At 76.8% G+C, this 13,633-nt stretch carries 8 protein-coding genes; 7 read left to right on the plus strand and 1 reads right to left on the minus strand.

The window, feature by feature from the left end; translation table 11 throughout:
- Window positions 1-2: 2 nt before the first annotated feature.
- The 3 genes from ACIQFU_RS01090 to ACIQFU_RS01100 all read left to right on the plus strand — a co-directional run bounded on the left by ACIQFU_RS01090 (window position 3) and on the right by ACIQFU_RS01100 (window position 4,402).
- Complete coding sequence (locus ACIQFU_RS01090) at window positions 3-1,388, plus strand: PP2C family serine/threonine-protein phosphatase (protein ID WP_402548030.1); 1,386 nt, start codon at window positions 3-5, stop codon at window positions 1,386-1,388.
- A gap of 112 nt (window positions 1,389-1,500) precedes the next feature.
- Complete coding sequence (locus tag ACIQFU_RS01095; protein ID WP_402548031.1) at window positions 1,501-2,847, plus strand: VWA domain-containing protein; 1,347 nt, start codon at window positions 1,501-1,503, stop codon at window positions 2,845-2,847.
- 49 nt (window positions 2,848-2,896) lie between these two features.
- Window positions 2,897-4,402 (plus strand): FHA domain-containing protein, encoded by a 1,506-nt coding sequence (locus ACIQFU_RS01100; RefSeq protein ID WP_402548033.1) that lies wholly within the window; start codon window positions 2,897-2,899, stop codon window positions 4,400-4,402.
- 15 nt (window positions 4,403-4,417) lie between these two features.
- Here ACIQFU_RS01100 and ACIQFU_RS01105 read toward each other — a convergent pair whose 3' ends face one another.
- On the minus strand, window positions 4,418-5,392 hold the full coding sequence (locus ACIQFU_RS01105) for a methyltransferase domain-containing protein (protein ID WP_402548034.1): 975 nt from the start codon (window positions 5,390-5,392) through the stop codon (window positions 4,418-4,420).
- Between the two features lie 88 nt (window positions 5,393-5,480).
- Here ACIQFU_RS01105 and ACIQFU_RS01110 point away from each other — a divergent pair, with 88 nt between their 5' ends.
- The 4 genes from ACIQFU_RS01110 to ACIQFU_RS01125 all read left to right on the plus strand — a co-directional run bounded on the left by ACIQFU_RS01110 (window position 5,481) and on the right by ACIQFU_RS01125 (window position 13,605).
- On the plus strand, window positions 5,481-5,894 hold the full coding sequence (locus ACIQFU_RS01110; RefSeq protein WP_402548035.1) for a globin: 414 nt from the start codon (window positions 5,481-5,483) through the stop codon (window positions 5,892-5,894).
- Between the two features lie 197 nt (window positions 5,895-6,091).
- Window positions 6,092-9,385, plus strand: a complete 3,294-nt coding sequence (locus ACIQFU_RS01115) for an FtsX-like permease family protein (protein WP_402548037.1) — start codon at window positions 6,092-6,094, stop codon at window positions 9,383-9,385.
- Window positions 9,386-9,857: 472 nt separating this feature from the next.
- Complete coding sequence (locus tag ACIQFU_RS01120; RefSeq protein WP_402548039.1) at window positions 9,858-12,593, plus strand: FtsX-like permease family protein; 2,736 nt, start codon at window positions 9,858-9,860, stop codon at window positions 12,591-12,593.
- A 52-nt stretch (window positions 12,594-12,645) separates the two neighbouring features.
- Complete coding sequence (locus ACIQFU_RS01125; protein WP_402548041.1) at window positions 12,646-13,605, plus strand: ABC transporter ATP-binding protein; 960 nt, start codon at window positions 12,646-12,648, stop codon at window positions 13,603-13,605.
- Window positions 13,606-13,633: the final 28 nt, after the last annotated feature.

Consider the following 13,633-nt stretch of genomic DNA (forward strand, 5'->3'; position numbering starts at 1 on the left):
TGATGTCGCAGATGCCCCAGCAGGCCGCTGTGTCGAAGTGCCCGAGCTGCGAGGAGCCCCTCGAGTCGGGTGACCGTTTCTGCGGTGCGTGCGGATACGACCTGTCCGTCGTGCCCGCGCGGCCCGAGGACAGCCCCACCCTCGTCGTCAACGGCGCGGTGCCCGCGCCGGACGGCGTGGACTGGCCCGCGGCCCGGGACTCGGACGGCCAGGGCCGTCCCGCCCCGGTGCACGCGGCGGCCGAACTCCCGGGCACCGACTCGGGCGGCGCCCCGCTGCCGCCACCGCCCGCCCCTCCGGCGGCACCGCCCGCCGCTCCGGGGGCGGCACCGGCGTCCGCCGCGCCCGGCGTCCGGTTCGACCGGCCGGACGAGCCCGACGAGTACCCCCTGCAGGCCCCCGACCCGCGGCTGACCGCCGAACAGGAGGCCGCCGCTCAGGTGCCGGCCCCGCCCGCCGGGTCGCCCGCCGCCGAGAAGGTGTGCGTCGCCTGCCGCGCGGGCCGGGTCGACGACGACGGCTATTGCGAGAACTGCGGGCACGCCCAGCCCCGCGAACGCGACCACATGGAGCAGGAGTCCGGTCCGATCGCCGCCGTCAGCGACCGGGGCCTGCGCCACCACCGCAACGAGGACGCGTTCTCGGTGGGCTGCACCGCGCTGCCCGACGGCGCCCCCGCCTCCGTGGCGATCGTCTGCGACGGCGTGTCCTCGGCGACCCGCCCCGACGACGCCTCCCTCGCCGCGTCCCGCGCGGCCGGCCAGTCGCTGCTGGGCGCCCTGCCGCGCGGCACGCATCCGCAGCAGGCCATGCACGACGCCATCCTCGCCGCCTCGCACGCCGTCAACGCGCTGGCCGACGAGCCCGCCACCGCCCGCGAGCAGGCCCCGCACCAGAACGCGCCCGCCTGCACCCTGGTCGGCGCCGTGGTCACCGCCGGTCTCCTGGTCGTCGGCTGGGTCGGCGACAGCCGCGTCTACTGGGTGCCCGCCGACCGCGCCACCCCGCCCGCCCGGCTCACCGAGGACGACTCGTGGGCGGCCCAGATGGTCGCCGCGGGCCTGATGAACGAGGCCGAGGCCTACGCCGACGAGCGCGCCCACGCCATCACCGGCTGGCTGGGCGCCGACGCCTACGAACTGGAGCCGCACACCGCGTCCTTCAAGCCGGACCGCCCCGGCGTGGTCGTGGTCTGCACGGACGGCCTGTGGAACTACGCGGAGTCCGCCGAGGAGATGGCCGACGCCGTGCCCCAGGACGCCGCCGCCCGCCCGCTGCACGGCGCCCGCGTCCTGGTCGGCCACGCCCTGGACGGCGGGGGCCACGACAACGTAACAGTGGCCCTCCTGCCGTTCCCGGCCCCGCCGCAGGGGGCAGGATCGGCCTGAGGCCCCCGCACGGGTACGGGTCAGGGGCGGCCTCGCGGACCGCAGGGGGCGGTCCGCGCCAACGAGCCAGGACCCCCGCCACCGGGGGACGTAGAGGGGGATGCGATCCGGCATGGCCAATTTCTCGAAGTCGAACGTGCCGCAGTTCGCGGTGGACGTCTACCAGAACGAGTACCTGGCCGAGGGCGGCCGCGAGGTCAACGCCATCGTCACGGTCACCGCGACCGGCGGCGGCACGATCGGGAGCGCGGTCGCCGCGCCCCACCTGTACTCGCCCGGCCGGGGCCCGTCCGCCGCCGTGGCGCTGATGGTCGACTGCTCGGGCTCGATGGACTATCCGCCGACCAAGATGCGCAACGCCCGCGACGCCACGTCCGCAGCGGTCGACACCCTGCGCGACGGCGTCCACTTCACGGTCGTGGCCGGCACCCACGTGGCCAAGGAGGTCTACCCGGGCGGCGGCCGGCTCGCGGTCGCCGACGCCACCACCCGGGCGCAGGCCAAGCAGGCGCTGCGGGGTCTCAATGCGGGCGGCGGCACCGCCATCGGCACCTGGCTGCGGCTGGCGGACCGGCTGCTGTCCACCGCGGACGTCGCCATCCGGCACGGCATCCTGCTCACCGACGGCCGCAACGAGCACGAGTCGCCCGAGGACCTCAGGGCGGCGCTCGACGCCTGCGCCGGGCGGTTCACGTGCGACGCCCGTGGCGTGGGCACCGACTGGGAAGTGAAAGAAGTCACAGGGATCGCCTCCGCCCTGCTCGGCACCGCCGACATCGTCGCCGATCCCGCGGGCCTGGCCGCCGACTTCACGCGAATGATGGAGACGGCCATGGGCAAGGAGGTCGCGGACGTCGCGCTGCGGCTGTGGACCCCGGTCGGCACCGCGGTCAGGTTCGTCAAGCAGGTCGCGCCGACGGTCGAGGAGCTGACTGGCCGCCGCACCGAGGCGGGCCCGCGCGCCGGTGACTACCCCACCGGTTCCTGGGGCGACGAGTCCCGTGACTACCACGTCTGCGTGGAGGTACCGGCCGCGGGGCTCGGCCGGGAGATGCTGGCCGCCCGCGTCTCCCTGGTCATCCCGGAGCCCGACGGGTCCGTCCAGAACCTGGGCGCGCAGGGTCTCGTACGGGCCGTGTGGACCGACGACATGGCCGCCTCCACGTCGATCAACCCCCAAGTCGCCCACTACACCGGGCAGGCCGAACTGGCACAAGCCATCCAGCAAGGGCTGGATCTGCGCAAAGCGGGAGACATCGACGGAGCAACGGCCAAACTGGGGCGCGCGGTTCAGCTCGCCGGAGCCTCCGGAAACGCCGATACGGCGAAACTGCTCGCGAAGGTGGTGGACGTAGTGGACGCGGCGGCAGGTACTGTGCGACTGAAAGCGAAGGTCGAGGAAGCCGACGAGATGACTCTCGAGACCCGGTCGACAAAGACTGTTCGTGTAAAGAAGTGACGCAGCACGACAAACGCGCGACACGCCCGCTAGAGAGGGAAGCTCCGACATGCCGACCTGCCCGAACGGACACCAGTCGGGTTCCGACGACTGGTGCGAGGTCTGCGGTCACCGCATGGCCGGTGCCGTGCCGCCCCCTCCGCCGCCCCCGCCACCGGGCGGCGGCTACGGCTTCCCGCCGCCCGCCGGTCCGGGCGGCCCGGGCGGTGGTCCCGGTGGTCCCGGCGGCGAGCCGCAGCTGTGTCCGCAGTGCCGCACGCCGCGTGAGGGCGGTGCGCCGTTCTGCGAGGAGTGCCGGTGGAACTTCCTGACCAACACCGCCACGTCGTACACCCCGGCCGCCCCGCGCCCGCCGGCGCCCGGCCCGGCGCCGCACTTCGGACAGCCGCCGGGCGGTCCCTCGGCGGGCCCGTCCTACGGCGGCGGTGACGCGTACGACTACCAGGGCTCCCGCCCGTCCCAGGTGAACCGCCCCGCCGAACCGATTCCCCCGGGCCCGCCGCCCTTCGGCGCCGACCCGTCGGGACGCGGTGGGCCGGGCGGACCGGGGAGCGGTCCTGGTGGTCATGGCGGTCCTGCGGGCGGCCCCTTCGGTCCTGGCGGACCCGGTGGACCTGGCGGTCCCGGGGGCTCCGACAGGCCCGGCGGCTTCGGCGGCCCGGGTGGGCCCGGCAGCCCTGGGGGACCCAACGGTCCTGGTGGCCCCGGCGGCTTCGGCGGCCCCGATGGGTTCGGCGGTCCCGGCGGCCCGAACGGCCCCTCCGGCCCCCCGCCCCCGCCCGGTTTCGGTGCCGATCCGTCGCGTCCGGTCCCGCCTCCGTCCGGTCCCGTTCCGCCCCCGCCCGGCGCCGGTGGCCCGGGCGGTCCGGGTGGCGGCCCGCAGGGGTTCCAGGCCGGTCCGCCGGCCCCGCCCGCCTTCCCGCAGGAGACCAACCGCCCGCCGCAGCAGGGCGGCCCGTCCTTCGGCGAGGACGACTGGGTGCTCTCCCCGCCGTCGTCCACCGGTCCCGGCGGCCCGGGAGGTCCCGGCGGCCCGAACGGCCCGGGCCCGGCCCAGGGCGGCTACGGCTACCCGCAGCCCGGCGCCACCCAGGCACCGCCCGGCCCCGGCCAGGGCTTCCCGCAGCAGCCGCAGCGGCCCCAGCAGCCGACGACCTGGTCGGCGACGATCGGCCCGGACCGCGAGTACTTCATGGCGATGATGCAGCGCTCCGGCCCCGAGGCCGCGGGCCTGAACCTGCCCGCGTACTCGCCCGAGCAGCAGCGCGCGCTCACCGGCAACCAGATCACCATCGGCCGCCGCCGTCACTCCACCGGCGACACCCCGGACATCGATCTGGCCGTGCCGCCGGAGGACCCGGGCGTCTCGCACCAGCACGCGGTGCTGGTGCAGCAGCCGGACGGCAGCTGGGCGGTCGTCGACCAGAACTCGACGAACGGCACCACGGTCAACGGGGGCGAGGAGCCGATCCAGCCCTTCGTGCCGGTGCCGCTCCAGGACGGCGACCGGGTGCACGTGGGCGCCTGGACGACGATCACGATCCGCCGGGGATAGGACCGGCGGTCTCCGTCAGGCGAACGGCCAGGCGTACGGCCCCTCGGGGTCGTCCAGCCACGCCCAGGCCCGTTCGCCGCTGACGGTGATGCCGTAGCGCTCGCGGCGCGGGGCGTCCTCGCGCTGCCACAGCGCGTACGCCTCCTGCGGGTCGAGCCCGCCCCGGCTCAGCGCCAGCAGGAAGCGGAACAGGTCGTCCTCCCGGGCCCGGCGCGGTACGCCGCCCAGGCCCGGCGTCTCGGGCTCGGCGCGCTCCGCGCCGCGCAGCGGCACGAAGTACGCGGGCGTGTGCAGGAAGCGCCCCTCGGCATGCCGTGCGTCGCGGACGGTGAGGACGACGAGCCCGGTGGCGAGCGGGGTCAGGATCCGTCCGCCGGGGCGGCACTGGGCGGTCCACGCGCGCGGTACCGAGGGCAGCGCGCAGGTGGCGAGGATCCGGTCGTAGGGGGCGCGCTCGGGGACACCGCGGGCGCCGTCGCCCGTGACGACGGCCGGGTGGTACCCGGCGGCGTCCAGGTGCCGGCGGGCCGACTCGGTGATCTCGGGGTCCAGGTCGACGGTGGTGACCAGGTCGTCGTCGCCGAGGCGGTGGGCGAGCAGGGCGGCGTTGTAGCCGGTGCCGGCGCCGATCTCCAGGACCCGGTCGCCGTCCCGCACGTCCAGTTCGGCCAGCATCATCGCCATCAGCGAGGGCTGGCTGCTGGAGGAGAGCAGTTCGCCGTCGCGCATCCGGGTCGCCAGCGGGGCGTCGGCGTAGGCGCCGCGCACCCAGCGCTCGCGGGCGCCGGGGTCGGGGTGCTCGCCCCACCGGCGTTCGTAGCCGCCCCGGACACCGACGTAGTAGTACGGCACGAAGAGGTGGCGCGGCACCGCCCTGAACGCCTCCCGCCAGACCGGGTCGGCCGTCCAGGCGCCGCTCAGCTCGATCTCCCGCACCAGCTCCGCCCGCGCGGAGGCGGCGAGGCTGTCCAGGTCCTCGTACCCGCCCATGCCTCCACAGTACGGGCCGGGCGGGCCGCGGGCAGGGTCCGCGGGCGCAGTCCTAGGTCTTGAGTCCTATGCCCCCGGGTCTGAGACCATGGACGGCGTGAATGAGATTCGGCGCGGCACGCTTCAGGAGCAGACCTTCTACGAGCAGGTCGGCGGGGAGGAGACCTTCCGCCGGCTCGTCCACCGTTTCTACGAGGGCGTCGCCGGGGATCCGATCCTGCGGCCGATGTACCCCGAGGAGGACCTGGGTCCGGCCGAGGACCGTTTCGCGCTGTTCCTCATGCAGTACTGGGGCGGCCCGACGACGTACAGCGACAACCGGGGCCATCCGCGGCTGCGGATGCGGCACGCCCCCTTCGTCGTCGACCGGGCCGCGCACGACGCCTGGCTGAAGCACATGCGGGTCGCACTCGACGAGCTGGGCCTGTCCGAGGAGCACGAGCAGACGCTGTGGAAGTACCTGACGTACGCGGCGGCCTCGATGATCAACACCCCTGACTGACGGGCCCACGGCCTGACGGGCCCACGGCCTGTCGGGCCCACAGTCTGACGGACTGACGGGCTGACTGACGCATTCCGGTCAGCCGGCGTCGGATTCCGGTCACGATCCGGTCAAGTCCCGGTTCCGGGCGCTTACTTCGGCACCCCCACCTCTGACAGCATCCCGGCGAGGTCTGGACGACAGCGGCGGGGGGCCGGGTGGCAGGGTTCGGGGGGCTCACGCGGTTCGTGCTGCTGCGCGCGCGGGCGCACCGTCTGCTGCTGGCCGCGGCCCTGCTCACCGTCCTGCTGACCACGACGGTCCTCGCCACCCTCACCGCCTACTCGGGCGTCGTCGGCGACGCCGCCCTGCGGCACGCCCTCGCCGACGCGCGCACCGGGTCCGACGCCGCGCTGGTCGTGAAGGCGGACGTACCGGCCGGACAGCGGCAGGCCGCCGACGCCACCGTGCGCGAGGGGGCCGCGAGGACCTTCGACGGGCTGCCGCTCACGGTACGGACCCTGGTCCGCTCGGGCCCCTACGCGCTGCCGGTCTCCCTGCGGCCGCCGACCGAGCGCTCCGGCGACCCCGATCTGACGTTCTTCGCGGCGCTCGACCCGTCGCAGGTCCGCGTCGAGGAGGGGCAGATGCCTTCGGCGGGGGCCGCGGGCAGCACGGTCGAGGTGGCGGTGCCGGTGGCCGCCGCCGAACGCGTCGGCGTCGGCACCGGCGACCGGCTCACCCTCACCGACCGGCTCGACGGGCCGGCCGTCCGCGTCGTGGTCAGCGGCCTGTACCGGCCCGTCGACACCGGGTCGCCGTACTGGCGCCTCGACGACCTGGAGGGGCGCGGGGTGAAGCAGGGCGGCTTCACGACGTACGGGCCGCTGCTCGCCCCGCCCGGCGTGCTGAGCGGCGGCCGGGTCAGCGCGGGGTCGTCCGGGTGGCTGGTGCGGGCGGACTACTCGTCGCTGACGGCCGGAGGGACCCGGGCCCTGGGCGAGGCGGCCCGGGGCGGCACGGCGTGGCTGCGTGAGCAGCCGGTGCTCAGCGGCACCACCGCGGCGACGACCGAGCTGCCCTCGATCCTGGAACGCCTCGACCGTTCGCTGGAGGTCTCCCGTTCCACCCTCCTCGTCATCGCGTTGCAGCTCGTCCTGCTCGCGGGCGGCGCGCTGCTGCTGGTGGCGCGGCTGCTGAGCGTGGAGCGGGCGGGCGAGCTGCGGCTGCTGCGGGCGCGCGGCGCCTCCCGGGCCCGGCTGGCGGCGGGATCCGCGCTGGAGGCGCTGCTGCCGGCCGTGCCCGCGCTGGTCTGCGCGCCGCTGCTGTCCGGGCCGCTGATCCGGTTGCTGGCCGGGCAAGGGGCGCTGTCCCGGATCGGGCTCGGCCGGCTGCCGGCGGCCGGCGGCAGCGGCACGGTGTGGCTGGTGGCGGCGGTGGCGGCCCTCGGCTGCACCCTGGCCGTGGCCCTGCCGGCGCTGACCCTCGCGCCGGAGGCCGGTGGCGGCCGGTCCCGGGCACTGCCGGGCTGGCTGCGGGCCGGCGCGGACGTGGGCCTGCTGGTGATCGCCGGCATCGCCTACTGGCAGCTGGACCGGCAGACCTCCGCCGGCACCGGTACGGGCGACGCCGACGACGCGGGCACCCTGGGGGTGGATCCGCTGTTCGTGGTGACGCCCACGCTGGCGCTGCTGGCCGGGACGGTGCTCGCGCTGCGGCTGCTGCCGCTGGTGGCGCGGCTCGCGGAGCGCCGGGCGGCGAGCGGACGCGGGCTGGCGGCTGCGCTGGCCGGCTGGCAGCTGAGCCGGCGCCCGATGCGCGGGGCGGGTCCCGTGCTGCTGCTGGTGCTCGCCGTGGCGCTCGGCACTATGGCGATCGGGCAGGGCGCCTCGTGGTCCCGTTCGCAGGACGACCAGGCCGACTTCCGCACGGGCGCGCCGATCCGGGTGCGGGCCGCCGGTGCGGCGGGCCCGGACCGCACCGACCGGATCGCGGGCGTCGCGGGCGTACGGCAGGTCGCTCCCGCGGTGCGATCCGAGGTTCCGCTGTCCGGCGACCGGACGGCGACGGTGCTCGCGCTGGACACGGCGCACGCGGCGGACACGATGCTGATGCGGCCGGATTTGGCCGACGGTTCGCCGCACGGGCTGCTGTCCGGAATGGCGCCCGGGCGGCCGTCGAACGGCGCGCGGATCCCGGCGGGCACGGCCCGGCTGGCGCTGACGGCGACCCTGGCCGTGCCGGGGGCGGGCCGGTACTCCGCCGGCTCCCGCTCGGCCGACGTCACGGTCACCGTCGAGGACCGCTGGGGCACCCCGTACCGGCTCGGGGCCGGTTCGCTGGCCGCCGACGGCCGGGAGCACACCCTCGGCCTGGACGTCCCCGCCGGGCGGCTCCTCCTGACCGGCGTCGAGTTCACGGTGGTCCAGCCGGAGGACCGGAGCGAGGAACACCGCCTGACCGTAGGGCGGGTGACGGCCCGGGGTGCCGACGGGGCCGTACGGCAGGTGCCGCTGCCCGAAGCCTGGACGGCCGGGTCGGAGCTGTTCCCGCCGCCGTTCGAACCGGACGTGGACGGCGCCCCTCCCAAGCCGCGCCTGCTGGATTCCGGTCCGCTCGCCGTCGAGTACTCCACGGGCCGCACGGACGGCTCGGAGATCACCACGCTGACCGTGCGGCTGCGGGTCGCGCAGCCGAGGCCGAAGGAGGTGACCGCCGTGGCCGGCGACCGGTTCCTCGACTCCGCGGGCGCCCGTACCGGGCAGCGCGTCACGGTACCGGTCGCCGGGCACGACCTCCCCGTGCGGATCGTGCGCTCCGTGCGCGAGGTGCCGGGCACCGGGCCCGAGACGCCGTCGGCGCGGTTCGGCGGCACCCTGCTGGTCGATCTGCCGGCGCTGAACCGGCACCTCCAGGCCAAGTACGGCGCCGCCGTCGAGCCCACCGAGTGGTGGCTGCGGGCCGGGCCGGGGCAGACCGGCGAGGCGGCGGCGGGCCTGCGGGCGTTCCCGGACACGGCGCCGGCCCAGGTCCTGGTCCGCGACGAGGTCGCCGAGCGGCTGCGCGACGACCCGTTCGGCGCCGGTCCCGGGGCGGCGTTCGCCGCGGCGACCCTGGTGGCGGCGGCACTGGCCGCGGTCGGCTTCGCGGTCAGTGCGGCGGGGTCGCTGCGCGAGCGGGGCCGGGAGCTCTCCGTACTGCGCGCCCTGGGCGCCTCGCGCCGCCGCCTGGCCCGCGCGGTCGCCGTCGAGCAGGGCGTGCTGACCGCTCTGGCCCTGCTGACCGGTGCCGCCCTCGGCGCGGTCCTGACCCGGGCGGTGATCCCCCTGACCGTACTGACCCCGCAGGCCACCCGTCCCGTGCCGGAGGTGCACGTGACCCTGCCCCCCGGCCGGCTCGCCCTGCTGCTGGCCGGCATGGCCGTCGTCCCGCTCCTGGTCACGGCCGCCCTGGCCCTGCGCCGCACGGACACGACGTCCACGCTGAACGAACAGGGAGGTACCGGCCGGTGACCCCCGTGACCGCCCCCTCGCCCCGGACCCGCCACGGCGACATCAGCTCGGTGCGCCCCACGACCACCCCCTCGCCACAGACCCGGGCCCGCCCGGCAACCGTCCCGCTCCCGGCCGCGCCCCCGCCCGTATTCGCACCGCCCCGCACCGACACCACGGGCGCCCACACAGAACACGCCGGTACCGGTCCAGTGACCCCCGAGACCACCCCCCGGGTGCATACCCGGACCCTCCAGGCAACCGCCCCGCTCCCGCCCACACCCGCGCCCGCCTGCACACCGCCCCACAGCGACACCACGGGCGCCCACACAGAACACGGCGATACCAGCTCGGTGCGCCCCACGACCACCCCCTCGCCACAGCCCCGGGCCCGCCCGGCGACCGCCCCGCTCCCGGCCGCGCCCCCGCCCGTATTCGCACCGCCCCGCACCGACACCACGGGCGCCCACGCGGAACCCGGAGGTACCGGCCGGTGACCCCCGTGACCGCCCCCTGGGTGCGTACCCGGCTGCGGGCCGCGCCCGGTGCCGCCGTCGCGCTGGCGGTGCTGGTGGCGTTGACCGCGTGTCTGGCCGCGGCGTTCCCCAGGGCGCTGGACCGGTACACGGACGCCGGACTGCGCCGGGCCGTCGAGGGGGCCCCGGCCGACGTGACCGGCGTCCTGGTGACCGCCGCGCCCGCCCCGGGGCTGGAGGTGGCGGCCGCGGAGGACAGCCTCCGGCCCCGGCCCCTCGCCGACGCCCACCGCTCCGTGCTCGACGCCGTCGAGCGCCCGCTCGTCGTCGACGAGGAGCAGTCGTCCTACGGCGTCCGCGTCACCGGCAGCCTGCCCTCGCCCGAGGAGTGGCTGCCCCGGCCCGACGGGCTGCCCGCGGAGATGGTCCTCGCCGCGCCGCAGGGGCTCGGCGACCACGCCCGGCTGCGCTCCGGCCGGCTGCCGAGAGTCACCGGCGGGCGGTCCGGCGCCTCGACCACCGCGCTGGAGGCCGCGGTGACCGAGGAGACGGCCCGCACCCTGCACATGAAGGCGGGCTCGGTCGTCCACCTGCCCGGCCACCGCGAGCTGACCGTCCACGTCACCGCCATCGTCGCGCCCGAGCGGCCCGACGGCGCCTACTGGTCCGTCGACTCCGTGCTGCGCACCCCCTCCCTGCGGCGCGCGCCGGGGCCGTCCGGCGCCCCCAGCCCCACCTACTGGGTCGGCGGCCTGCTGCTCGCCCCCGAGGCGGGCCCCGCGCTCCTGGGTTCGGCCCCCTTGGTCCGCTACTGGCACCTCGCGCCCGACCCGGACGCGCTGCACGGCCGCGACCTCGACGGGCTCGCCTCCGCCGTGGCCTCCCTGGAGTCCGGGCCCGGCCTGCAGCGACTGCACTCGACGGTCAGCCCCCTGGCGGACGCCACGACCGGCCTCGACGAGGTCCTCACCACGTACGGGCGGCTCCGCGGCGACATCGGCCCGCTGGTCGCCGTCGCCGCGTCGGGTTCGGGCACGGTCGCCGCCGTCGTCCTGCTGATGGCGGGGGGTCTGGCCGGTGACCGGCGCCGCGCCGAACTGGCCCTGCTGCGGGCCCGCGGCGCCTCCGTACGGGGCATGGCGGGGCGGCTACTGGCCGAGACGGCGGTCGTGGCCGTGCCCGCGGGCGCCCTCGGCCTCGGCGTGGCCCTGCTCGCGCTGCCCGGCGCCCGGTTGCTGCCCGCGCTGTGGGCCGCCGGCGCGGTCACCGCCGTGGCCTGCCTCGCGCTGCCGGTGCGGGCCGCCGCCGCGCACCACCGGGTGCGTGTCCACGACGACCGGCGGGACGCGGCGTCGCCGCGCGCCTCCCGGCGCCGTACGGTCGCCGAACTGACCGTCGTGGTCCTCGCCGTCGGCGCGGTCGAGGTCCTGCGCCGGCGCGGCGCGACGGAGGGCGCGGGCGGCCTGGTGGCGATGGCACCGGTACTGGTCGGGGTGATCGCCGCGCTGGTGCTGGTGCGCCTGTATCCGCTGCCGCTGCGCGGGCTGGCCCGCCCGGCCCGGCGGCTGCGCGGCGCGGTCGGTCCGCTCGCGCTGGCCCGGGCCGGCCGTACCTCCGCCTCCACCGCGCTGCCCCTCCTCGCGCTGCTGACCGCGTTCACCGTCGCGGCGTTCGGCGGCTCGGTCCTCAGCGGCGTGGCCGACGCCCGCGACCGGGCCGCGCTGCTCGCCGTCGGCGCGGACGCCCGGGTGGAGGCGACCACCGGGGCGCTGCCCTCCGGCCTGCCGGCCCGGCTGGGGAAGGCGCCCGGGGTGCGGGAGGTCACCGAGGCCGGCGTCGACCACCTGGCCAGGACGCCGGACGGCCGCCAGTCGGTCCCGCTCGCGGGCGTGGAACCCGGCGCCTACGCGGCACTGGCCGGGCGGACGGGTCTCGGCGCGTTCCCCGCGGGGCGGCTGACCCGGTCGGACGGCGCCGGGGGCGGCTCCGGGGACGCCGTACTGCCGGCGCTGGCCTCCCCCGCGGTCGCCGACCGCTTCGGCAACGGCACCTTCCGGTTGCGCCTGGCCGACGGCGGCGTCGCCGCGCTGCGGATCGTGCTGGTGCGCGACCGCACCCCGGCCGTGTACGGCGACGACTTCCTCGTCGTGGACCGGGCCGGGCTGCCCACCGGGTCCGCCCCGCCGAACGTGCTGCTGCTGACCGGCGACGACCTGGACGCGGGCGCGCTGCGCCGGGCGGCGGACGACGCCGGCACCGTCCACCTTCGGTCCGAGGAGCGCGGCAGGTACGTGGACTCGCCGCTGCAGTCCGGTGCGGAGCGCGTCTACACGGCCGCCGTGGCCGCCGGCGCCGGCTACGCCGCCCTGGCCCTGCTGCTGTCGCTGGCGAGCACCGCGCCCGAACGCGCCGCCCTCCTGGCCCGGTTGCGCACCATGGGCCTCACCCGTGCCCAGGGCCGCCGCCTGCTCGTCCTGGAGTCCCTCCCGCAGGCCCTTCCCGCCGCGCTGGGCGGCGTCCTGACCGGCTGGGCGGCCGTACGGCTCCTCTCCCCCGGCGTCGACCTGACGACCATCGCGATGTCGACGGCTGCCTCTCCGGTGGGCCGCGCGGAACTGCGCACCGACCCGTGGTCGCTTGCCGTCCCGGCGGCGGCGGTGCTGGTGCTGGCGGTGGGGGTGGCCGCACTGCAGGCATGGTGGTCGGGCCGGCGCGGAGCGGTGACGGAGCTGCGGGCGGGCGACGCCCGGTGAAGGCGCGACCGGAGACACGGCGTACCGCGGACGCGGACCTGGAGGAGACCCGATGACGACCGATCCCACCCTCGCCGATCTGGCCGGCCGCGCCACCGCGTCCCGTGACCGGCCCGCCTACGGACACGACGCGCTGATCGCCTGCGACCGCCTGGTCCGGATCTTCAGCGCGGACGGGGTGGAGGTGCAGGCCCTGCAGGGGCTCGACCTGCTGGTACGCGAGGGCGAGCTGATGGCGCTGGTCGGCGCCTCGGGCAGCGGCAAGTCCACGCTGATGAACATCCTGGCCGGCCTGGACACACCGACCGCCGGGGCGGCCCGGGTGGCGGGGCGCGACCTGCTGGCGATGACGGCGAAGGACCGCCTGGCCTACCGTCGTACGGTGGTCGGCTTCGTGTGGCAGCAGACGTCCCGGAACCTCATGCCCTATCTGACTGCCGCGCAGAACGTGGCCCTGCCCCTGCAGTTGGCCGGCACCGGCGGACGCCGGGCGGCGCGCACCGCACGCGCGCTGGAACTCCTGGACCTGATGGGCCTCGCCGACTGCCGCGACCGCCGCCCGCGGCAGCTGTCCGGCGGGCAGCAGCAGCGGGTCGCCATCGCCGTGGCCCTCGCGGGCGCCCCCTCGGTCCTGCTCGCCGACGAACCCACGGGCGAGCTGGACTCGCACACCGCGGAACAGATCTTCGCCGCCTTCCGCACGGCGAACGAGCAGCTGGGCACCACGGTCGTCATCGTCACCCACGACCAGGCCGTGGCCGGCGAGGTCCGCCGCACGGTCGCCATCCGCGACGGCCGTACCTCCACGGAGGTGCTGCGCCGCAGCGAGGTGGACGCCGAGACCGGCCACGAGACGGTGGTGGCCCGCGAGTACGCCATGCTCGACCGGGCCGGCCGGCTCCAGCTGCCCGCCGACTACACCGCGGCCCTCGGCATGCGCGACCGAGTCGCCCTGGAACTGGAGAGCGACCACATCGCCGTACGCCCGGACGACAGCGAACCCCACCACTGAACGGGCCCGGCCGGGGAGCCCGTCGAGG

Origin of the sequence: Streptomyces sp. NPDC093065, assembly GCF_044754585.1 — a bacterium.
Lineage (GTDB): Bacteria > Actinomycetota > Actinomycetes > Streptomycetales > Streptomycetaceae > Streptomyces.

Bases quoted from the DNA above. Each gene is read 5' to 3' on its own strand.
- ACIQFU_RS01090 (WP_402548030.1), top strand. From the start codon at position 3: ATGTCGCAGATGCCCCAGCAGGCCGCTGTGTCGAAGTGCCCGAGCTGC.
- ACIQFU_RS01095 (WP_402548031.1), top strand. From the start codon at position 1,501: ATGGCCAATTTCTCGAAGTCGAACGTGCCGCAGTTCGCGGTGGACGTC.
- ACIQFU_RS01100 (WP_402548033.1), top strand. From the start codon at position 2,897: ATGCCGACCTGCCCGAACGGACACCAGTCGGGTTCCGACGACTGGTGC.
- ACIQFU_RS01105 (WP_402548034.1), bottom strand. From the start codon at position 5,392: ATGGGCGGGTACGAGGACCTGGACAGCCTCGCCGCCTCCGCGCGGGCG.
- ACIQFU_RS01110 (WP_402548035.1), top strand. From the start codon at position 5,481: ATGGACGGCGTGAATGAGATTCGGCGCGGCACGCTTCAGGAGCAGACC.
- ACIQFU_RS01125 (WP_402548041.1), top strand. From the start codon at position 12,646: ATGACGACCGATCCCACCCTCGCCGATCTGGCCGGCCGCGCCACCGCG.